Origin of the sequence: Streptomyces sp. cg36 (assembly GCF_041080675.1) — a bacterium.
Taxonomy (GTDB): Bacteria; Actinomycetota; Actinomycetes; order Streptomycetales; family Streptomycetaceae; genus Streptomyces.
Genome location: NZ_CP163520.1, coordinates 1,770,152 through 1,788,847 on the forward strand (window position 1 = coordinate 1,770,152; position 18,696 = coordinate 1,788,847).

At 76.6% G+C, this 18,696-nt stretch carries 15 protein-coding genes; 8 read left to right on the forward strand and 7 right to left on the reverse strand.

What is annotated here, in order from left to right; genetic code table 11:
- The first annotated feature begins 26 nt into the window (after positions 1-26).
- The 3 genes from AB5J87_RS07900 to AB5J87_RS07910 all read left to right on the forward strand — a co-directional run bounded on the left by AB5J87_RS07900 (position 27) and on the right by AB5J87_RS07910 (position 2,085).
- Positions 27-1,001 carry a helix-turn-helix domain-containing protein gene (locus AB5J87_RS07900; protein ID WP_369375466.1) on the forward strand — a complete coding sequence of 325 codons (975 nt, stop codon included), beginning with the start codon at positions 27-29 and terminating at the stop codon, positions 999-1,001.
- A gap of 59 nt (positions 1,002-1,060) precedes the next feature.
- The gene (locus AB5J87_RS07905) at positions 1,061-1,543 is read left to right on the forward strand and encodes a DUF456 domain-containing protein (protein WP_369375468.1); all 483 of its coding nucleotides are present in this window, start codon (positions 1,061-1,063) and stop codon (positions 1,541-1,543) included.
- Positions 1,544-1,674: 131 nt separating this feature from the next.
- Positions 1,675-2,085 carry a PPOX class F420-dependent oxidoreductase gene (locus tag AB5J87_RS07910; protein WP_369375470.1) on the forward strand — a complete coding sequence of 137 codons (411 nt, stop codon included), beginning with the start codon at positions 1,675-1,677 and terminating at the stop codon, positions 2,083-2,085.
- Here AB5J87_RS07910 and AB5J87_RS07915 read toward each other — a convergent pair.
- The 6 genes from AB5J87_RS07915 to AB5J87_RS07940 all read right to left on the reverse strand — a co-directional run bounded on the left by AB5J87_RS07915 (position 2,082) and on the right by AB5J87_RS07940 (position 10,190).
- The gene (locus AB5J87_RS07915; RefSeq protein ID WP_369375472.1) at positions 2,082-2,537 is read right to left on the reverse strand and encodes a MarR family winged helix-turn-helix transcriptional regulator; all 456 of its coding nucleotides are present in this window, start codon (positions 2,535-2,537) and stop codon (positions 2,082-2,084) included. The genes AB5J87_RS07910 and AB5J87_RS07915 overlap by 4 nt on opposite strands.
- Positions 2,538-2,569: 32 nt before the next feature.
- The gene (asnB, locus tag AB5J87_RS07920; RefSeq protein ID WP_369375474.1) at positions 2,570-4,411 is read right to left on the reverse strand and encodes an asparagine synthase (glutamine-hydrolyzing); all 1,842 of its coding nucleotides are present in this window, start codon (positions 4,409-4,411) and stop codon (positions 2,570-2,572) included.
- Positions 4,412-4,557: 146 nt separating this feature from the next.
- The gene (locus tag AB5J87_RS07925) at positions 4,558-5,655 is read right to left on the reverse strand and encodes a calcium:proton antiporter (protein WP_369375476.1); all 1,098 of its coding nucleotides are present in this window, start codon (positions 5,653-5,655) and stop codon (positions 4,558-4,560) included.
- A gap of 70 nt (positions 5,656-5,725) precedes the next feature.
- A complete protein-coding gene (locus AB5J87_RS07930) occupies positions 5,726-7,147 on the reverse strand; it encodes a bifunctional transcriptional activator/DNA repair enzyme AdaA (protein ID WP_369375478.1) in 1,422 nt (473 codons plus the stop codon).
- Between the two features lie 103 nt (positions 7,148-7,250).
- On the reverse strand, positions 7,251-8,351 hold the full coding sequence (gene rsgA / locus AB5J87_RS07935; RefSeq protein ID WP_369375480.1) for a ribosome small subunit-dependent GTPase A: 1,101 nt from the start codon (positions 8,349-8,351) through the stop codon (positions 7,251-7,253).
- A gap of 309 nt (positions 8,352-8,660) precedes the next feature.
- Positions 8,661-10,190 (reverse strand): hypothetical protein, encoded by a 1,530-nt coding sequence (locus tag AB5J87_RS07940; protein ID WP_369375482.1) that lies wholly within the window; start codon positions 10,188-10,190, stop codon positions 8,661-8,663.
- A 210-nt stretch (positions 10,191-10,400) separates the two neighbouring features.
- Here AB5J87_RS07940 and AB5J87_RS07945 point away from each other — a divergent pair, with 210 nt between their 5' ends.
- Positions 10,401-10,793, forward strand: a complete 393-nt coding sequence (locus AB5J87_RS07945; protein ID WP_369375484.1) for a VOC family protein — start codon at positions 10,401-10,403, stop codon at positions 10,791-10,793.
- On the opposite strand, the gene AB5J87_RS07950 is transcribed toward AB5J87_RS07945, so the two are convergent.
- A complete protein-coding gene (locus AB5J87_RS07950; protein ID WP_369375486.1) occupies positions 10,733-11,455 on the reverse strand; it encodes a helix-turn-helix domain-containing protein in 723 nt (240 codons plus the stop codon). The genes AB5J87_RS07945 and AB5J87_RS07950 overlap by 61 nt on opposite strands.
- 83 nt (positions 11,456-11,538) lie before the next feature.
- Here AB5J87_RS07950 and AB5J87_RS07955 point away from each other — a divergent pair, with 83 nt between their 5' ends.
- The 4 genes from AB5J87_RS07955 to AB5J87_RS07970 are packed head-to-tail and all read left to right on the forward strand — an operon-like array spanning position 11,539 to position 18,677.
- Entirely contained in the window at positions 11,539-11,919 is a 381-nt protein-coding gene (locus tag AB5J87_RS07955) for a CU044_2847 family protein (protein ID WP_369383429.1), read from the forward strand.
- Entirely contained in the window at positions 11,919-13,682 is a 1,764-nt protein-coding gene (locus tag AB5J87_RS07960; RefSeq protein ID WP_369383430.1) for a trypsin-like peptidase domain-containing protein, read from the forward strand. Before AB5J87_RS07955 ends, AB5J87_RS07960 begins: the two co-directional genes overlap by 1 nt.
- 17 nt (positions 13,683-13,699) lie before the next feature.
- Positions 13,700-14,749 carry an AAA family ATPase gene (locus tag AB5J87_RS07965; RefSeq protein ID WP_369375488.1) on the forward strand — a complete coding sequence of 350 codons (1,050 nt, stop codon included), beginning with the start codon at positions 13,700-13,702 and terminating at the stop codon, positions 14,747-14,749.
- The gene (locus AB5J87_RS07970) at positions 14,739-18,677 is read left to right on the forward strand and encodes an SAV_2336 N-terminal domain-related protein (RefSeq protein ID WP_369375490.1); all 3,939 of its coding nucleotides are present in this window, start codon (positions 14,739-14,741) and stop codon (positions 18,675-18,677) included. Before AB5J87_RS07965 ends, AB5J87_RS07970 begins: the two co-directional genes overlap by 11 nt.
- The last annotated feature ends 19 nt before the right edge of the window (positions 18,678-18,696 follow it).

Genomic DNA, 18,696 nt, shown 5'->3' on the forward strand with positions numbered 1-18,696 from the left:
CGAGGGGCGACGAGGGGCGGACACCGGTGCTGGGAGCGATAGGTCTCGACGAGACGCAGGAGTCGGCGTACCGGACGCTGGTCGCGCTGGGCGCGGCGGAGGTCGCGGACCTGGCGCACCGGCTCGCCCTGCCCGAGAACGACACGGAGCGCGCGCTGCGGCGCCTGGAGCGCCAGGGCCTGGCCGCCCAGTCCTCGGCCCGCACCGGCCGGTGGGTGGCGGCGCCGCCCGGGGTGGCGCTCGGCGCCCTGCTCACCCAGCAGCGCCACGAGCTGGAGCAGGCCGAGCTGGCGGCGGCGCTGCTGGCCGAGGAGTACCGGGCGGAGGCCACCGAGCCCGCCGTGCACGACCTGGTCGAGGTGGTGACCGGCGCCTCCGCGGTCGCCCACCGCTTCCACCAGCTCCAGCTGGGCGCGGCCGAGGAGGTGTGCGCCCTGGTCACCGGCAACCCGGTCGCGGTGACCGGCATGGACAACGAGTCCGAGGAGCGCGCCGCGACCCGGGGCGTGGCCTACCGGGTGGTGATCGAGCGCGAGGTGCTGGCCCTGCCCGCCGGGCTGACCGAGGTGACGGCGGCGCTGGGCCGCGACGAGCAGGTGCGCACGGTCGACCGGGTGCCGACCAAGCTGGTGGTGGCCGACCGCAGCCTGGCGATGGTGCCGCTGACCGGCCGGGACGCGGAGCCCGCCGCGCTGGTGGTGCACGCCAGCGGGCTGCTGGAGTCGCTGATGGGCCTCTTCGAGGCGGTGTGGCGGGACGCGCTGCCGCTGCGGCTCGCGGGCACGGCCGTACGGACGGAGTCGGCCGGCCCGGACGCCACCGACCTGGAGATCCTGTCGCTGCTGCTGGCCGGGATGACGGACGCGAGCGTGGCCAAGCAGCTGGAGCTGGGGCTGCGGACCGTGCAGCGCCGGGTGAAGGGCCTGATGGAGCTGACCGGCGTCACGACCCGGCTCCAGCTGGGCTGGCACGCGTACGAGCGGGGCTGGGTGGCGCGGTAGGAGTGCCGGGCGGGGCGCACGGTCCTGCGGAAACGTTCCGTTTCCGGCACGCTGGGCGAGTGGGCGTGTGGCAGCTCCTAGAGGTGGGCCTGGTGATGCTGCTCGGCCTCCTCGGCGTACTGGTGCCCGGGGTGCCGGGGCAGGCGATCGTGTGGGCCGCGGTGGCGTGGTGGGCCCTGACCGACACCACCGGCGCCGCCTGGGCGGTGCTGGCCGGGGCGACCGGGCTGCTGCTGCTCGGCCAGTCCCTGAAGCTGGTGCTGCCGCCCCGGCGCCTCAAGGAGGCGGGCGTGCCCGGCCGCGCGCTGCTGACCGGCGGGGCCGCGGCGATCGCCGGGTTCTTCCTGCTGCCGGTCGTCGGCGGGGTCGCGGGGTTCCTGGGCGGGCTTTACGGCGCGGAGCGCGCCCGGCTCGGCAGCCACGGCGCGGCCTGGACGGCGACGCGCACGGCCCTGCGGGCGGGCGGGTACTCGGTGCTGGCGGAGCTGTTCTCGTGCCTGCTGGTGGTGGGGACCTGGGTGGGCGTGGTGGTGGCGGGGTGAGGGCCGCGCCCCACCCCGCCGTTCGCCCGGATGCCGTCCGCTGCCCGTCCCGGGACGGGGGCCGGTGGTCCGGGGCGGACGGGGGCCGCGAGGCGGTGTTCTCGCGCTGCGGCGCGTGTGAGGCTGGGGCCATGAGCGAATTCAGCGCGGCCGAGCGCGCCTACCTCACCACCCAGCGGCTGGGGCGGCTCGCCACCGTGGACCCCAAGGGCCAGCCGCAGGCGAACCCGGTCGGGTTCTTCCCGCAGGAGGACGGCACCCTCCTGATCGGCGGACACGCCCTGGGAACGACCAAGAAGTGGCGCAACCTGCTGGCCAACCCGAGGGTCGCGCTGGTCGTGGACGACGTGGTGAGCGTACGGCCCTGGCAGGTGCGCGGCGTCGAGATCCGCGGCGAGGCCGAGCTGCTCACCGGGCCGCACGAGCTGGGCCCGCACTTCAGCGAGGAGCTGATCCGCATCCACCCGCGCAAGATCCACAGCTGGGGTCTTGAGGGGGCCCTTCCCCAGCCCCCGGGCGGCGGCGCCCGGACCCTGCCCTAGACCCGGCCGACCGGGTCCGTGCCGTCCGGGGCCGTCTCGGCCAGGCGGCGCAGGAGCGGGCCGAGCGCGACCACCGCGCGTGCCTCCTCGTCGGCGAGGGCGCCCAGCCGCCAGGCCAGTACCTCGGCCTCGGCGCGGGCGGCCTCCACCAGCGCCCGTACGCCCTTCTCGGTGAGCACGATCCGGGAGGCCCGGCCGTCCGTGGGGTCCGGCTCGCGCAGCACCAGTCCGGCCGCCGCCAGCCCCGTGACGGCGGCCGTGGCGGTCGGCTGGGAGCACGGCACCCGGGCCGCGAGCGCCCCGATCCGGGCGGGCCCGCTCTCGGCGAGCAGCGAGAGCAGCACGATCTGGGTGGGCTGGATGCCGTCGGCGGGGGCGGCCCGGCGCAGCCCGCGCAGCAACCGGTGGAGCGAGATCACGAGTTGCAGCGCCGCGTCGTCATCGATGATCATCGCCCGTCGCCGCCCCCCGCACCGGATTCCGTTCAGCCGAGCCTAACGGCCGGTGCGTAGATGTCGAACCAGAGCGCCAGGTCCAGCGCGTGCTCCAGGCCGCTGCGGGCGGCCGGGGTGGTCTGCGGAGCCGTGTGGTGCACCGCCGCCGAGAGCCGCCCGGGGTCCACGAGCTGGAAGACCGGGTGCCCGCGCCGGGCGAGCAACTCCTTTCCCTGCTGCTGGAGTTCGACGGCGTACTTGGGGTCCTGGGTGGCGGGGTAGGGGCTCTTCACCCGTTCGTACACCGAGGTGGGCAGCACGTCCGCGGTGGCCTCCCGCAGCAGGCTCTTCTCGCGCCCGTCGAACGACTTGAGCGACCAGGGCGCGTTGTACACGTACTCGACCAGCCGGTGGTCGCAGAACGGCACCCGCACCTCCAGGCCGACGGCCATGCTCGCGCGGTCCTTGCGGTCGAGCAGCATCCGGACGAAGCGGGTCAGGTGCAGATGGCTCATCACCCGCATCCGGCGCTCCGACTCGCCCTCCCCGTCGAGGTGTTCGATCGCGGCGACGGCCGTGTCGTAGCTGTCGCGGGTGAAGGACGGCAGGTCCAGCGCGTCGAGCACCTCGCGGCGCAGCACGGTGGTGCCGCTGCCGAAGTCCCGGTCGTGGCGGACCAGCCAGGGGAAGGTGCGGGCGGTGCGCGCCTCCTCGTCGAAGAACTGCCGGTAGCCGCCGAAGACCTCGTCGGCGGACTCGCCGGAGAGCGCGACCGTGGAGTGTTCGCGGACGGCCTGGAACAGCAGGTGCAGCGAGGTGTCCAGGTCGCCGAGCCCGGTGGGCACGTCGCGGGCGCGGATCACCCGGGCGCGCAGCTCCGGCGCGGCCAGGGCGTGCGGGTCGATGACGATGTCCCGGTGCCGGGTCCCGGCGCTGCGGGCCACGTCGTGGGCGTAGGGGCTGTCGGGGGTGGGGCGCAGCTCGTCGGCCACGAAGTTCTCGGTCCGGCCCGCGAAGTCGACGGAGAAGCTGCGCACCCGTTCGCCGGAGGCGGCCAGGCGCCGGGCGGCGAGCGCGGTGAGCGCCGAGGAGTCGAGCCCGCCGGAGAGCAGGACGCAGCGCGGCACGTCGGCGACGAGCTGGCGCCGCACGATGTCGTCGAGCAGCGACCGCACCCGCCGTACGGTGGCGGCACGGCCGTCGGGGTGCGGGCGGGTCTCCAGCCGCCAGTAGACGCGCCGGCGCGGGCCGCTCCGGTCGACGGTGACGACGGTGCCGGGCTCGACCTCCCGCATGCCGTCCCAGACGGCCCGGCCGGGGGTGCGGACGTTGACGAAGAGTTCGCGCAGTCCGTCGGGGCCGACCGAGCGGCGGGCCAGCGGGTTGGCGAGGATCGCCTTGGGTTCGGAGCCGAACAGCACGCCGTCGGGGGTCTCGTAGCAGTAGAGCGGCTTGACGCCCATGCGGTCGCGGATGAGGACGAGCCGCCGGCGGGGCGCGTCCCAGACGGCGAACGCGTACATGCCGTTGAGCCGCTCGGCGACGCCCTCGCCCCACTCCAGATAGCCGCGCAGGACGACCTCGGTGTCCGAGGCGGTGGTGAACCGGTGGCCCCGGGCGGCCAGTTCGTCGCGCAGCTCGGTGTAGTTGTACGCCTCCCCCGAGTACACCAGCACGACCTCGCCCCGGTCGGTGCGGGCGGTCATCGGCTGACGGCCGCCCGGCAGGTCGATGACGGCGAGTCTGCGGTGGCCGAGGGCGGCCGGTCCGGCGATCCAGGTCCCCCGGTCGTCGGGGCCCCGGCAGGCCATCGTCTCGGTCATCGCGTCCACGGTGTCGCGCTCGGTCCGCAGGTCGCGGTCGAAGGAAATCCAGCCGGTGATGCCGCACATGCGCTCCTCCTGCTCCCGGCCGGGCGGACACCCCGGCCGATTAAGATGTATCGAGCATCTATATTTGGAGCGTGCGCCCTCCGCCCCGGACGCGTCAAGGCGGCCGGGGCGCGGGAGGCCGTACGGGGGCGAATACCGGCCGCGGGTCAGGGACTGACCGCGAGCACCACGTATCCGGCGAAGAGCGCCAGGTGGACGCCGCCCTGCATCAGCGTGGCGCGGCCCGGCACGAAGGTCAGGATGCCCACGCCCACGGTGAGCGCGAGCAGCGTCATATGGCTGGCGCCGAGCCCCAGGACCAGCGGCCCCGAGAGCCAGACCGACGCCAGCGCCACCGCCGGGATGGTCAGGCCGATGCTCGCCATCGCCGAGCCGAGCGCCAGGTTCAGACTGGTCTGCACCCGGTCGCGGGCGGCGGCCCGGGAGGCGGCGATCGTCTCGGGCAGCAGCACCAGCAGCGCGATGACCACGCCGACCACCGAGGCGGGCAGCCCGGCGGCGGCCACCCCGCTCTCGATGGTCGGCGAGACGCCCTTGGCCAGACCCACCACCGCGACCAGCGCCACCCCGAGCAGCCCCACGCTGATCAGGGCGGTACGGGCGGACGGCGGATCGGCGTGCTCCTCCTCCAGCACCTCGCCCTGCTGGGTGACGGGCAGGAAGTAGTCGCGGTGGCGCACGGTCTGGGTGGTCACGAACAGCCCGTACAGCGCCACCGAGGCGAGCGCCGCGAAGACCAGCTGCGCGGTGGAGAACTCGGGGCCCGGCTTGCTGGTGGTGAAGGTCGGCAGGACCAGGCTGAGCCCGGCCAGCGTGGTGACCGTGGCGAAGGCGGCGCCGGTGCCCTCGGGGTTGAAGACGGCCAGTTTGCGCCGGAGCGCGCCGATCAGCAGACAGACGCCCACGATGCCGTTGCACGTGATCATCACGGCGGCGAAGACGGTGTCCCGGGCCAGCGTGGCGTTCTTCGCGCCGCCGTCCGACATCAGGGTGACGATCAGGGCCACCTCGATGATGGTCACCGCGACCGCGAGCACCAGCGAGCCGAACGGCTCCCCCACCCGGTGCGCCACCACCTCCGCGTGGTGCACCGCCGCGAGGACGGCGCCCGCCAGGAAGCACGAGACCAGCGCCACCAGGGCCGAGGGCAGCGAACGCCCCCAGGTGAACGCGAGCAGCACCACGGCGAGCGCCGGCACCCACGACGACCAGCGGTCCAGCGGCACCCGGGCGAGACGGCTCATGCTCCGACGTTCGCAGAGGGCGGGCCGGTCCGCCCGTCGGCCGACGCCGTCCGCGTGGCGGGGCCGCCCGTCACACCGCTCCGGCCGCCCGCAGGTGCCGGTGGGCGTACGAGCGCCAGGGGCGGTGCGCGCCGTCGTCGCCGCTCCCGGGGAAGCCCACGTCGGGCTCGCCCAGGGAGCGCGTCCGGATCACCGCGACGGTCTCGGCGGACAGGCCCGGCAGGGTGGCCAGGACCCGGGCGGCCTCCTCGCGGTCGGCGCCCGCGTCCAGCCGGAGCCGGCCCTCGGCGAGGGCGCCGGCCAGCGCGGACAGCGCCGGGTCCGGGTGGTCCGCGAGGGCCGCGGGCTCCGGGAAGAGATGGGTGAGCGCGCCGCAGGGCGCGTCCAGGCGCTTGCCGTACGCCTCGGCCAGCTCCCCCGCCGCCGCCCGGCCGACCAGCGCCCGTACCGCGTGCTCGTCGGGGTCGGCGGCGCCCGGCGAGCGCGTCCCGGGCCGCGCCGCGACCAGCGGGGCGAGCCGGGGGTCGGCGCCGAGGCGCTCGTCCACCGCGTACGGATCGGCGTCCAGGTCGAACAGCCGGCGCAGCCGCTGTACGGCGGTGGTCAGATCGCGCAGGTCGGTGAGGTGCAGCCGGGCCTCCAGCCAGCCGCCCCGGGCCGCCTCGCGCGGGCGCGCCTCGTGGACGGCGGCGATGCCCGAGCCGTACGGCAGGCGCAGGGTGCGGCGGTAGGTGCGCGCGCCGGGCTCGCCGGTGACCTCCTCGACGTGGGCGACGGCCTCGGCGGCGAGCAGGTCGAAGACCGGCTCCGCCGCGTACGGGCCCCGGTGGGCCAGGCGCAGCGGGATCCCGGCCGCGAAGGCGGCGGAGTCGCGGCCGGTGCGCGCCCCTGACTCCTCGCGCAGGGCGCTGGGGGTGCGGGCGTAGATCTGGCGGATGGTGTCGTTGAACTGGCGCACGCTCGCGAACCCGGCCGCGAACGCGATCTCGGTGACCGGCAGTCCGGTCGTCTGGAGCAGCACCCGGGCGGTGTGGGCGCGCTGGGCGCGGGCGAGGGCGACCGGGCCCGCGCCGAGTTCGGCGGTGAGCTGGCGCTGCACCTGGCGGGTGCTGTAGCCCAGGCGGACCGCGAGCCCGGGCACGCCCTCGCGGTCGACGACGCCGTCGCCGATGAGCCGCACGGCGCGGCCCACCACGTCGGCCCGCACGTTCCACTCCGCCGAGCCCGGCACCGCGTCCGGGCGGCAGCGGCGGCAGGCGCGGAAGCCGTGGCCCTGGGCGGCGGCGGCCGTGGGGAAGAAGCGGACGTTGCGGCGCTTGGGCGTGACGGCCGGGCAGCTCGGGCGGCAGTAGATGCCGGTGGTGGCGACGGCGAAGAAGAACTCGCCGTCGAACCGGGCGTCCCGGCTGCTGACCGCCTCGTAGCGGGTCTCGTCGGCGCGGTCGAGGACGTCCGCGTCCTCGTGCGCACCGGCCGTTTCGTGGTGCCTCATGCGTTCAGTGTGCGCGCGGGGACGCGGCCCGGCTGGCGGGATTCGGACACGGCGCTGGATGCGCCGTGTCCGAGCCCCGTCCGGGCGCCCGCGCGCGGCCCGCTCAGCGGGTGCGGCCCTTGGCGGCCATGTTCATCCGGCCCTCGGCCGACTTCAGGCGCCAGTCGCGGCGGATCTCGTTGCGCAGCCGGGCGTCCGTCTTGGCGACGATCCGCCGGTTCTCGCGGAGCAGCTTGCGGAAGCTCTCCAGGCGCCGCTCGGGCAGCGAGCCGTCCTCGATCGCGGCGAGCACCGCGCACCCCGGCTCCGCCTCGTGGGCGCAGTCGTGGAAGCGGCAGTCGGCGGCGAGGTCCTCGATCTCGGCGAAGACCTGCCCGACGCCCGTCTCGGCGTCCCACAGGCCCACGCCGCGCAGCCCCGGGGTGTCGATGAGGACGCCCCCGCCGGGCAGCACCAGCAGGTTGCGGGTGGTGGTGGTGTGGCGGCCCTTGCCGTCGACGTCCCGGATGGTCTGCACCTCCATCACGTCCGCGCCGAGCAGGGCGTTGGCGAGGGTGGACTTGCCCGCGCCGGACTGGCCGAGCAGCACGCTGGTGCCGTCCGAGACGACCGCCCGCAGCACTTCGACGCCGTCGCCGGTCGCCGAGCTGACGGGCAGCACCTGGACGCCGGGCGCGGCGCCCGCCACGTCCTCGACGAGGTAGGAGAGCCCCACCGGGTCGGGGACCAGGTCGGCCTTGGTGAGGACGACGAGCGGCTGGGCGCCCGACTCCCACGCCAGGGCCAGGAACCGCTCGATCCGCCCGAGGTCGAGCTCGGCCGCGAGCGAGACCGCGATGATCGCGTGGTCCACGTTGGCCGCGAGGATCTGCCCCTCGGACCGGTTGGAGGAGGTGTTGCGGACGAAGGCGGTGCGGCGCGGCAGGTACGCGCGGACGAACTGCGGATCGCCCGCGGGGTCGACGGCGGCCCAGTCGCCGGTGCACAGGACCCGCATCGGGTCGTGCGGGGTGACGAAGGCCGTGTCGGCGCGGACCGGGCCCTCGGCGGTGGCCAGGTCGCACTGGCCCCGGTCGACCCGGACGACCCGGCCGGGCAGCAGGCCCCGGTCGGCGTAGGAGGTGAACGCCGCGGCCCAGTCGTCGTCCCAGCCGTAGGGGGCGAGGGCGTGCGAGAGCGACCGCGGGAAAGCGGAGGAAGACAAGGGGAGACCCTTCGAAGGGTGGCCCCGGCGGTGCGAAAGGGTTCAGCCGGCGGCCACGGGTGTGGAGGTGACGCACTTCTGGATGAGGGCAGCGCCCATCGCCGTGACAGCCATTGGTCACACCTCCCGTGTCGGGTCCATCGCCGGGCACGACGGCCAACGGCCGCCGTACGGAACGCGGTCACCATAACGAAGGCGCCCGGACCCGGCCAACAGGTTTTTCCCCCGCCCCGCCCGCGCCCCTCTCCCGCCCGCCCGGCCCGGGTTTCCCGCCCGCTCGCCCGCGCCCCCTCCCGGCGGGGCGCCCGGCTACCCGTGCCCGGCCGCGGACCGCGCGGGGGCCGGGGCGAGGAAGACGTACCAGACCGTCCCGGTGCGCGGGGTGACCACCTTGTGGCCCGGCCACGCGCGCGCGTACGCGGGCGGGGTCGGCGCGGCCTGGATCAGCGCCACCGGGGTGCGGCGCACCGCCGCCAGCACCCCGGGCACGGTGGCGGTCCGGTCCCGGCGGTCGCTGGCCCGCGAGGAGCAGCCCGCGTAGAACGCCTGCGGCTGGGACTGGTCGCCGACGACGGTGCAGGGCGGCCGGAAGCCGTCCCGGGCGAGGCTCGCCATCAGCCACTCGTCGTCGGAGCGCAGCGCCTGCTGGCGGGCCGTGCGGCGGTCCAGGATCCCGTACTGGCCCCACAGCTGGAGCGCCACGCACACCGTGACGGCGGCCAGGACCGCCACCCGCCACCGCCCGCGCGCCGCCGCCACCGCACCGGCCGCGCCCTCGGCGACGACCACCGCGAGCAGCGCGTACGCGGGAACGAGGAAGCGGGGGGCCGCGTAGCCGATGCCGAAGAGGTAGGGCACCGCCAGCACCGCCGCGCACCACACCGCGAGCAGCGCCGTGCGCCGCCGCCCCGCCCGGGCCGCGCAGAGCACGCCGAGGGCGGTCAGCAGCGGCAGGGCGAGCCACCAGACCGCGGTGGTCTGGGGGTTGGGCCAGCCGGAGGTGCAGGGGCGGCACAGGAGCGGGCCGTTGAGCGTCATCAGGTTCATGCCGAGGGCGTTGTGCAGGCCGAGCCCGCCCTGCGCCTCCCCCGCCCCGTGCACCCGCTCCAGCAGCCCGCCGAAGCGCGCGTACGCCTCGGCCACCCAGGGCAGCGCCCCGGCCGCGAGCCCGCCCAGGACCGCCAGGGCCAGGTCCCGGCGCCGCCACGCCCGTACCGCGAGGACCGCCCCGAGCAGCGCCACCGCCAGATAACCGCCGTCGTAGGGCCGCACCAGCGCGGTGAACGCGACGCTCAGCGCCACCGCCCACAGCGGGCCCCGGCGGCGGCCGGGGCCGTCGGCGGCGCGCAGGAACCAGCCGGTGCCGGCGAGCGCCCCGTACGCCACGTACAGGTTGGGCATCACCTCGCCCGCGTAGAACTGCACCACCCACAGCCCGGCGAAGAGCACGGCCGCGACCGGGACGACCCGGCGGCCCACCAGGGCCGTCCAGGGCTTGAAGGCGAGGACCAGACCGGCCGCCGCGAGCAGCAGCATCCAGGCGCGCAGCACCGGGATCGAGCCGGTCAGCTCGGCGGCCGGGGCGGCGAGCCAGCTGATGCCGCGGGCCCGGGGCTCGCTGAAGAACGCGCTCGGCACGCGCGGGTCGACCTGGCTCACGTACACCGTCTCGTCCCAGCCGAGCGGGAGGCGCCAGGCGCCGGTGGCGAGCTGGACGGCGGCGCAGACGAGCGCGAACACCGCGCCCACCAGCGCCAGCCGGACGGTGTCGCGGCGCCCGGGGCGCGCGGTTTCTTCTCGGCCCGGCACGGTCCGGGTCGCTTGATCGGCGGCAGCCATGCGCACACGTTACGCGGCCTCGGGGGCCCCGGCGCAGATGCCGCGGAAATGGCCTGACCTTGGGTAACGTCCGCCCCAACCACGGCTCCCGAAGGCCCCAAGGGCTGCCCAAGAACGGGTGTTCCCACGGGCGGAGGCGTGGCGGGCGGGCCGCGGCGGATGTCCGTTTCCTTCAAGACCCGCCGGCCGGCGCCCTCCTACGGTGAAGCCATGAACGCACGATTCGACGCCTTCGGCCTGGTCGTCTCCGACATGGCCGCCTCGCTCGCCTTCTACCGCCGCCTCGGCCTGGACATCCCGGCCGCCGCCGACGGCGAGCCGCACGTGGAGCACACGCTCCCGGGCGGCACCCGGATCCTCTGGGACACCGAAGAGGTGATCCGCTCCATCGACCCCGGCTGGACCCGCCCGGCGGGCGGCGGCCGGGTCGAGCTGGCCTTCGTCTGCGACTCGCCCCAGGAGGTGGACGGGGTGTACGAGTCGCTGGTGGCGGCCGGTCACGCGGGGCACCTCAAGCCCTTCGACGCCTTCTGGGGGCAGCGCTACGCGACGCTCCACGACCCGGACGGGGTCGGTGTCGCGCTCTTCGCCGCCCTGGCGTAGCCGCTGAGGGTCGTCCCGGTCAACGCCCGCATCTCCCGGGCGAGATGGGCCTGGTCGGCGCAGCCCGCCGCGAGCGCCGCCTCGGCGTACGGCACGCCCCGCCACACCAGCGCGAGGGCCCGCTGCAGGCGCAGCACCCGGGCCAGCGTCTTGGGGCCGTAGCCGAACGCGTCCAGGGAGCGGCGGTGCAGCTGGCGGGCGCCGAGCCCGACGGCCGCCGCCGTCTCGGCGACCGGGCGGCCCTCGGCCAGCCGCGCCGCCACCGCCCGCATCAGCGGGTCCGGCTCCCCGGCCCTGGCCAGCGCCAACGCCTCCAGGGCCGCCGCCGGGTCCGGCGCCTGCCCGATCCGCTCGGCGGCGCGGCGCACCTCGGCGCCGGGCCAGAGCGCGGCCAACGGCACGCGCCGGTCGCGGAGTTCGTGCGCCGGGACGCCCAGGGCCGCCGGGCCAGCGCCGGGCGCGAAGCGCACGCCCGCGTACCGCGGCCCGGTGGCGGCGTCCGGCACGTACGCACGGGTGTCGGGCCCGGCCACGAGCAATTCCCCGTCCCGCCACAGCAGGTCCATGCAGCCGTCCGGCAGGACGGGAGCCACGGCCCCCGGCTCCAGCGTGCGCGCCCACACCACCGCGCCGGGGATCCGCGAGGCGCGCTCTCGGTACATGTCTTCGAGGCTAACCCGGACAGCGGCGCCGGTGCTCCGCCACAATGGTCGCCCGGCTGGTCACGGTCCACGAGGGGGCGGCGATGGGTGCGCTGATGGAGTTCCGCACGGAGGACGGCGGCCAGGTGGTGGTGGAGGTCGACCGGCACGCCTCGGGCGCCAAGCTGGTGCGCCGGGGCGACGACTCCGTCGGGGAGGCCGCCCGCACCTTCGAGAGCGCCCTGCACAACATCCGTTCGGCGGCCGAGTCGGCGCTGCACGTCTTCCGCGACGGGCGGCTGGCGCCGGACGCGGTGGAGCTGGAGTTCGGCGTCAAGCTCACCGCCGAGGCGGGCGCGGTGATCGCCAGATCGGCGGTCGAGGGGCATCTGACGGTGAAGCTCTCCTGGTCGCCCACCGCCTCGCCCGCCCCCGGGGCGCCCCCGGCCCCCGCCGCCCCGGGAGGAGCTCCGGCGGCCCCGTGATGGCGTCACCGTCCTGGCAGGTGTCCATCGTGTGCGGCGGTTCGGCCGGCGCCGGCTTCCTCTTCACCGACCGGCACGTCCTGACCTGCGCCCATGTGGTGTGGCAGGAGGAGCGTGCCGAGGTGCGGACCCCGGGGCTCCCGGGGCGCGGGCCGTTCCCGGCGCGGGTCGTGGCGCGCGGCGGGTGGGCGGGCTCCGTCCGGGACGCCGGCGACTGGGCCGTGCTGGAGCTGGCCGGTCCCGTGCCGGTGCGGCCCGCCCGTTTCGCCCGGCTCGACGCCCCGTACGCCTTCCCCGCCCCCCGGCTCCTCGCCCATGGCTTCCCCGAGGACTACGAGGAGGGCGTCATCAGTGAACTGCGCTGCTCCGCCCGCGACTTGACCGGCAACGAGTGGACCCAGCTGGAAGCCTGGCAGGGGCACGGAACGGCGGTGGCCGCCGGGTTCAGCGGCGCGGCCGTGAGTCTGGCGGAGGACGGCGGGGTGGTCGGCATCGTCTCCTCCATGGACCCGGTGCGGATGGTCTCGGCACACGTCCTCGCCCGCTCCTGGCCGCCGCTGGCCGAGCACGTGCCGACGGCGGGCCACCTCCCCGCCGAGAAGCGGGCGCTGGCCGCGCTGCTCGCCCGGGTGCCCGACGGCACGGCCGACCCGGACGCGCTGTTCCGGCAGGCGGTGGGCCCGCTGGGGCTGGCTCCGCCGGACGGCGGGTTCGGGAGTCCGTGGGAGGCGGCGTGGCACCTGCTGGCGGAGTCGGCGCCGACGGCGGGCGCGCTGCCGCTGGCCGACTTCGCGGTGCGGCTCGCCGCCGCCTGCGACGAGGGCCCCGCCCCCGACCCGGAGCTGGGGCGCGGGCTGCGCCGCTGGGCGCGCGAGCACCGGGCGCGGTTCGGCGGCGCGGGTGCCGCGGGCGGCGCGGACCGCCCGCTCCCGGGCCCGGGCGGCGCCGAGCCCGCCTGGTCGCCGGTCCTGGTCGAGATCAACCGCAGCGGCGAGGGCCGGGGCGCCCTGCTGGTCGAGGTGTACGCGTACCGGGACGGCAGCCGAAGGCTCGTCGACTCGGCCACCGTCACCGGCGAGCGGCAGCTGCGCGAGTGGGTCCTGGACCGGATCGACGACGCGTTCGGGGACCTCGACGACCGGGGGCGGGCGCTGGTCGCCTTCGCCCTGCCGCGCAACTGGCTGCACAAGCCGGTCGACCAGTGGGTCCGCCGCAAGGGCATCGAGCCGCCGCTGGGCTGTGTCTCGCCGGTCGTCGTGATGGACCGGGTGCGCCGGAGCAACCCGCGGCTCCAGTGGACGCTGCGGCGGATGTGGGACGCCCTCGACGGCCGCGACACCTCGCCGGTCCACCGCATCCGCTGCGGCGACACGCCCCGCCCCGACCGGCTCTCGGTGCAGCTCCAGGACGTGTACGGGCCGGTGGGGTTCGCCCGTCCGCCGGACCCGGCGCGCACTGCGACCGAGCCGCACGGGGCCGCGCTCAACGCGCCCTCCCCCATCGTCCTGTGGCCGCACACCGGCTGCGCCGGACCCCCGTGCGCGGGCGGCTGCCGGGGCGAGGGGTTCCTGGACGCGCTCGCCGACTGGCTGGCGCACCTCGCCCCCGGTGAACTCCCGGGCCATCTGCTGAAGTTGCGCAAGGAGGCGTTCGTGCACGACGACGAGGACGCGCCGCACTGGGCGGCCGGGCTCACCCTGATCTGGGAGGACCCGCGCCGCTTCCCGCCAGTCGCCCCGCCCGACCTGTCCCCGCTGAACTGACGGAGTGGAGCAGCCCCGTGTCCCTGTGGCCCCTGTACACCGGCAGCGGCGATCCGCACGACGGCATCACCCAGCTTCCCCCGCCGCCGCCCTGGCGCGCCTTCAACGGCGGGCCGCTGCTGCCCCCGCCGCGCGAGGACACCGAGGAAGAGGACTCCGCCTCCCCCGACCGCACCCACCGCGCCCAGACGTACGTGGTGACGGAGAAGAGCGTCGAACTGGTCAACGCGGCGCTGTACTTGAGGCGTCCGCTGCTCGTCACCGGCCCGCCCGGAAGCGGCAAGTCCAGCCTGCCGTACGCGGTGGCGCGGGAGCTGATGCTGGGGCCGGTGCTGCGCTGGAACATCACCAGCCGCAGCACCCTGGACGACGGGCTCTACCAGTACGACCCGCTGTCGCGGCTGTACGCGACGCGGGAGAGCGGCCCCATGGAGGCGGCGTCGTACGGGTCCTGGCAGCCGCGCAACGACATCGAGGACCATCTGCGGCTCGGCCCCCTCGGCACCGCGCTGCTGCCCCACCAGCGCCCCCGGGTGCTGCTGATCGACGAGATCGACAAGGGCGATCTGGACCTGCCCAACGACCTGCTCAACGTGCTGGAGGAGGGCCAGTTCGAGATCCCGGAGCTGGTGCGCACGGCGGAGCGGCACCCGGAGGCCGAGGTCATGGTGGCGGGCGCGGAGTTCCGGGTGCCGGTCCGGCGCGGCCGGGTGCGCTGCCGCGCCTTCCCCTTCACCGTGCTGACCAGCAACGGCGAGCGCGAGTTCCCGCCCGCGTTCCTGCGCCGCTGTGTGGTCCTGGAGCTCAGACAGCCCGACCAGCACCAGCTGAAGGCGATCGTCGAGGCCCATCTGGGCGACCTCGACCAGAACGCGCTGGATCTGGTCGACCGCTTCCTGCACCGCGCCTCCGGCGGCGAACTGGCCACCGACCAGCTCCTCAACGCGGTCTACCTCAGCCGGGCCTCGGGCCTGGCGGGCCCCTCCCGCGAGCGGCTCGCCGAGCATCTGATGCCGTATCTGAGCCGGGCCCTGGAGCCGGAGGGCGCGCGGCCCGATGACTTCTGAGCGGCCCGCCGCCAGCGCGTCGGCCACGGACGCGCTGCGCCGGGTGCTGACGGCGGCGGGCCGGTACGAGCCGACCGGGCGGGAGATCGCCGAACTGCTGTGGCTGGCGGCCCGGATGCGGCCGGAGCCGGTGATCGGCCCGGACAGCGGCGAGGCCCCCCGGCTGCCTCCCCGCCCGCCCGGCCCCGGCCCGGCGGCCGGGACGCCGGAGCGGGAGCCGGAGCCGCCCGGGCCCTCCCCAGCCGGGCGCGCGGACGGCCCGGAGCCGGAGCGCGTACCGCTGCGCACTCCCCCGCCACTGCGCCCCGCGCCCGACCCGGCGGGCGGCGGCGAACACGCGCCGCTGCTGGCGCCCGCGCCCGCGATGCTCGCGCACCCGCTGGCGCTCCAGCGGGCCGTGCGCCCGCTCAAGCGGCGGGTTCCCTCGGCGCACCGCCGGGAGTTCGACGAGGCGGCGACCGCGCACCGGGGCGCCCTGCTCGGGCCCCGGCCGCAGTGGTGGCTCCCGGTGCTGCGCCCGCGCCCGGAGCGCTGGCTGCACCTGCGGATCGTCTTCGACGCGGGCCCGACGATGACGATGTGGCGACCGCTGCTGCGCGATCTGCACCGGGCGCTGGCGCAGACCGGGGCGTTCCGCACGGTGGAGACGGTGGCGCTGGCCCCGGACGGCACGCTCGCGGCGCGGCAGGCCGCCACCAGCCGTACGGCGGTCCTGGTGCTCAGCGACTGCATGGGCCCGCAGTGGCGCGACGGCCCGGCGGGGGCGCGCTTGTACCGCACCCTGCGCGGCTGGGCGAAGGCCCTGCCGGTGGCGGTGGTCCAGCCCCTGCCGGAACGGCTGTGGCAGTACACGGCGTTCGCCCCCGCCGCCGGTCTGCTGAGCGCGCCGGGTCCGGGCGCGGCGGCGGCCTCGCTCACCTTCCTGCCGTACGAGCCGGCGCCGCCGCACCGGCCGGGCGGCGGGGTGCCCGTGCCCGTCCTCATGCCGTCGGCGCCGTGGCTGCGGAACTGGGCCGAGCTGGTGGGCGCGCGCGGCGGGGCCCAAGTGCCGGGCTCGGCCGCCCTGTTGGGCCAGGGTCCGCCGGTGGCCGCGCGGGCGGCCGAGGCGCGGCCCGCCGACCTGCCCGCCGAGGAACTGGTGCTGCGCTTCCGGTCGGTGGCCTCCCCGGCCGCGTTCCGGCTCGCGGCGCATCTGGCGGTGGGGTGCGCGCACCTGCCGGTGATGCGGCTGGTGCACGCCGCCGTGGAGGCGCGGCCCCAGCCGCAGCACCTGGCCGAGGTGGTGCTCAGCGGCATGCTCACGGCGGTGCCGGGCCCGCCCGGCGCCTATGAGTTCCGGCCCGGTGTGCGCCGGGTCCTGCTCGGCACGCTGCCGCACACCGCCCACGTCCGCACCAGCGGGCTGCTCGGCCGGGTGAACGCCCGTCTGGAGGCGATGGCGGGCGCGGTCCCGGGCGAGTTCCGCGCCCTGGTGGCGGCCCGGGGCGGACCGGTCGGGGCGGTGCCGGGCGCACCGTTCGCGCTGGTCAGCCGGGAGAGCGTACGGCTGCTGCGCGGGCCGCGGGAGGACGGCGCGGCCGGGCGGGTGCTGGCGGGCCGCTACGAGCTGCGCGCACGGATCGGGGACCGGCCGCCCGGCCAGGTGTGGCGGGCCGCCGAACTGCCGTCGGGGCGGCGGGTGGCGGTGACCCTGTACCTCTTCCCGGCGGACCGGGGGCCCGCCCCCACGTCCGCCTTCCTCGCCGACGCCCGCCGGGTCGCCGCCCTCCACCACCCGAACCTGCTGCTGAACTTCGACGCCTTCGCGGTCGAGGACGCCTGGTGCCTGGTGGCGGAGCTGGTGGACGCGCCGACGCTGCGCGAGACGCTGTCGGCCCACCCGGACGGCCTGCCGCCGGACGCCGTCGAGCGCCTCGCGCGGGAGCTGCTCTCCGCGCTCGACGCCCTGCACGCGGCGGACATCGTCCACGGCGGCGTACGGGCCGAGAACGTCCTGCTGTCGCCCGAGCGGGGGGCGCTGCTGTGCGACCCGGGCGTGCGGCACGATCCGGGGCCGGAACCGGCGGACGACCTGCTGGACGCCGGGATGCTGCTCCTGGAGGCGGCCCTCAACACCCGGCTCCCGTCGGCGACCCTCATGGGCGCCCCTAACGTTCGGCGCGACCACCTGGCCTCGCTGCCACCGGCCCTGGCGTCGGTGATCACCGGGCTTCTGGACGACGCGCCCGGGGCGCGCGGCCTGGCCGCGGCCGAGTTGCTCTCCGCCCCCTCGTCCACCCGCCGCGTCTACCGGCTGCTCGGCCCGCCCGAAGCGTGGGTCGGCGGCACCCCGGCCCCCGACGCCGACGGGCCCGCGCTGCGCATGCTGTGCGCGCTGGTCCTGGCGCGCGGCGAGCGGGTGGCGGGCACGGAGCTGTGGGAGCCGCACTGGCGGGAGGACGTCCACGACGTCGCCCGGCGTCTGACCCGGCTCGGCCACCCGGTCAGGAGCGCGGCCGACGGCACCTACCGGCTGACGCTCAAGGGCGCCGACGTCGATCTCCTCGGCGTGGAGCAGCTCGTCTTCCAGGCGGAGGAAGCCGAGTCCGCGGGCGACCGCGGCCTCGCCCTGGAGCGGTACGGGACCGCGCTGGGCCTGTGGGCGGGCGAGCCGCTGGCGGGGATGCCGGGCGCCTGGGCCGACCGCCACCGCCAGGAGCTGGCGGAGCTGCTGCGGACGGTGACCGGGCGGCGGGCCGCGCTGTCGGACGAGTCGGCGGAGCCCGTGGTGGTGCTGAGGGTGACCCCGGACGAGGACGCGTCGGCCGTCCAGGACGCGCTGATGACCGCCATGGAGCGGGTGTTCGGCGTCCGGCCCGAGGTCCAGCGCCTCTACGGCACCAGCGTCCAGCTCCTGGCCCGGCCCGGGGACACCCCGTCCGGCGTGGTGCGGCGGGCGGTGGCGGAGCTGCCCCGGGTCCTGGCCCGGGACGTGCCGTACGGGGTGCTGGACACCGTACGGCTGAGCCTGGTGGTGCAGAGCGGCAGCGGGTCGACGACGACGATGTCCCTGCTCGCCATGGCACCCGACCGGGGGGACGGGGGCGCGGGCGCGCTCGACGTGTGTGTGCAGGACAGCGTGTACGAGTCGCTCGACGCGCCGGACACCGAGGGGTTCGAGCGCCACGAGTACGTCGGGGGCGCGGTCTGGTTCCGCCGGATCGCCGCGCCGGAGCCGGGCAACCGCCTCGATCTGGCGTTCCCGCTGCCCAGCGCCGTGGACGGTCTCGCCTTCGCGGCCGAGGCGGTCGTCGCCTGGCAGGCCGGGGCCGACGCGGTCCCGCTGCGGGCGGCGGAGGTGCGCCAGGGGCTCGGCGCGCTGCTCGGGCCGCTGGTGCGCGACCACGGGCTCGCCCGGCTCGACCTCGCCCAGGTCCGGGTGGACGCCCGGCTCGGCGAGCCGCTGGTGCTCCGGCCGGGCGGGCCGCGCGTGCTGGCCCGGGTCACGCTCCGCCCCGCCCTGGCGCCCCTGCGCACGCTCCTGGGGCCCGTCCGGCACGTCCTCGTCGACCACGACGGCACCCTCTCCCGCCCGCGCGCCAGGGACGCGGTCCGGGCGCTGGCCGGGTCGGGGCGGCGGATCGTGGTGGTCACCGGGGGCCGGGCCGGGCCGGTGGAGGAGGCGCTGGGGGCCGAGGCGGCCGGTCTGGTGGAGATCCGCCAGCTGACGACCATGGGCGACGACGCGATCCTGCAGAGCATGGGCAGCGTCGCCGACGCGCTGGTGATCGGCCGGATGCCGGGGGCGGCCACGACCGCCGCCCGGCTCGGCGCCCCCTACGTGGGGCTCGCCGACGGCCCGGCCTCGGCGGCGGACCTGCGGGCGGCCGGGGCGACCCTGGTCACCACTTCGCTGGGCGCGATCGTCGAGGCGCTCGAAGAGGGCTGAAGCCCACCGGAGTGGGCCA

Coding starts and splice junctions, on each gene's coding strand:
- AB5J87_RS07910 (WP_369375470.1), top strand. CDS start 1,675: ATGAGCGAATTCAGCGCGGCCGAGCGCGCCTACCTCACCACCCAGCGG.
- AB5J87_RS07915 (WP_369375472.1), bottom strand. CDS start 2,537: ATGATCATCGATGACGACGCGGCGCTGCAACTCGTGATCTCGCTCCAC.
- asnB (WP_369375474.1), bottom strand. CDS start 4,411: ATGTGCGGCATCACCGGCTGGATTTCCTTCGACCGCGACCTGCGGACC.
- AB5J87_RS07925 (WP_369375476.1), bottom strand. CDS start 5,655: ATGAGCCGTCTCGCCCGGGTGCCGCTGGACCGCTGGTCGTCGTGGGTG.
- AB5J87_RS07930 (WP_369375478.1), bottom strand. CDS start 7,147: ATGAGGCACCACGAAACGGCCGGTGCGCACGAGGACGCGGACGTCCTC.
- AB5J87_RS07940 (WP_369375482.1), bottom strand. CDS start 10,190: ATGGCTGCCGCCGATCAAGCGACCCGGACCGTGCCGGGCCGAGAAGAA.
- AB5J87_RS07945 (WP_369375484.1), top strand. CDS start 10,401: ATGAACGCACGATTCGACGCCTTCGGCCTGGTCGTCTCCGACATGGCC.
- AB5J87_RS07950 (WP_369375486.1), bottom strand. CDS start 11,455: ATGTACCGAGAGCGCGCCTCGCGGATCCCCGGCGCGGTGGTGTGGGCG.
- AB5J87_RS07955 (WP_369383429.1), top strand. CDS start 11,539: ATGGGTGCGCTGATGGAGTTCCGCACGGAGGACGGCGGCCAGGTGGTG.
- AB5J87_RS07960 (WP_369383430.1), top strand. CDS start 11,919: ATGGCGTCACCGTCCTGGCAGGTGTCCATCGTGTGCGGCGGTTCGGCC.
- AB5J87_RS07970 (WP_369375490.1), top strand. CDS start 14,739: ATGACTTCTGAGCGGCCCGCCGCCAGCGCGTCGGCCACGGACGCGCTG.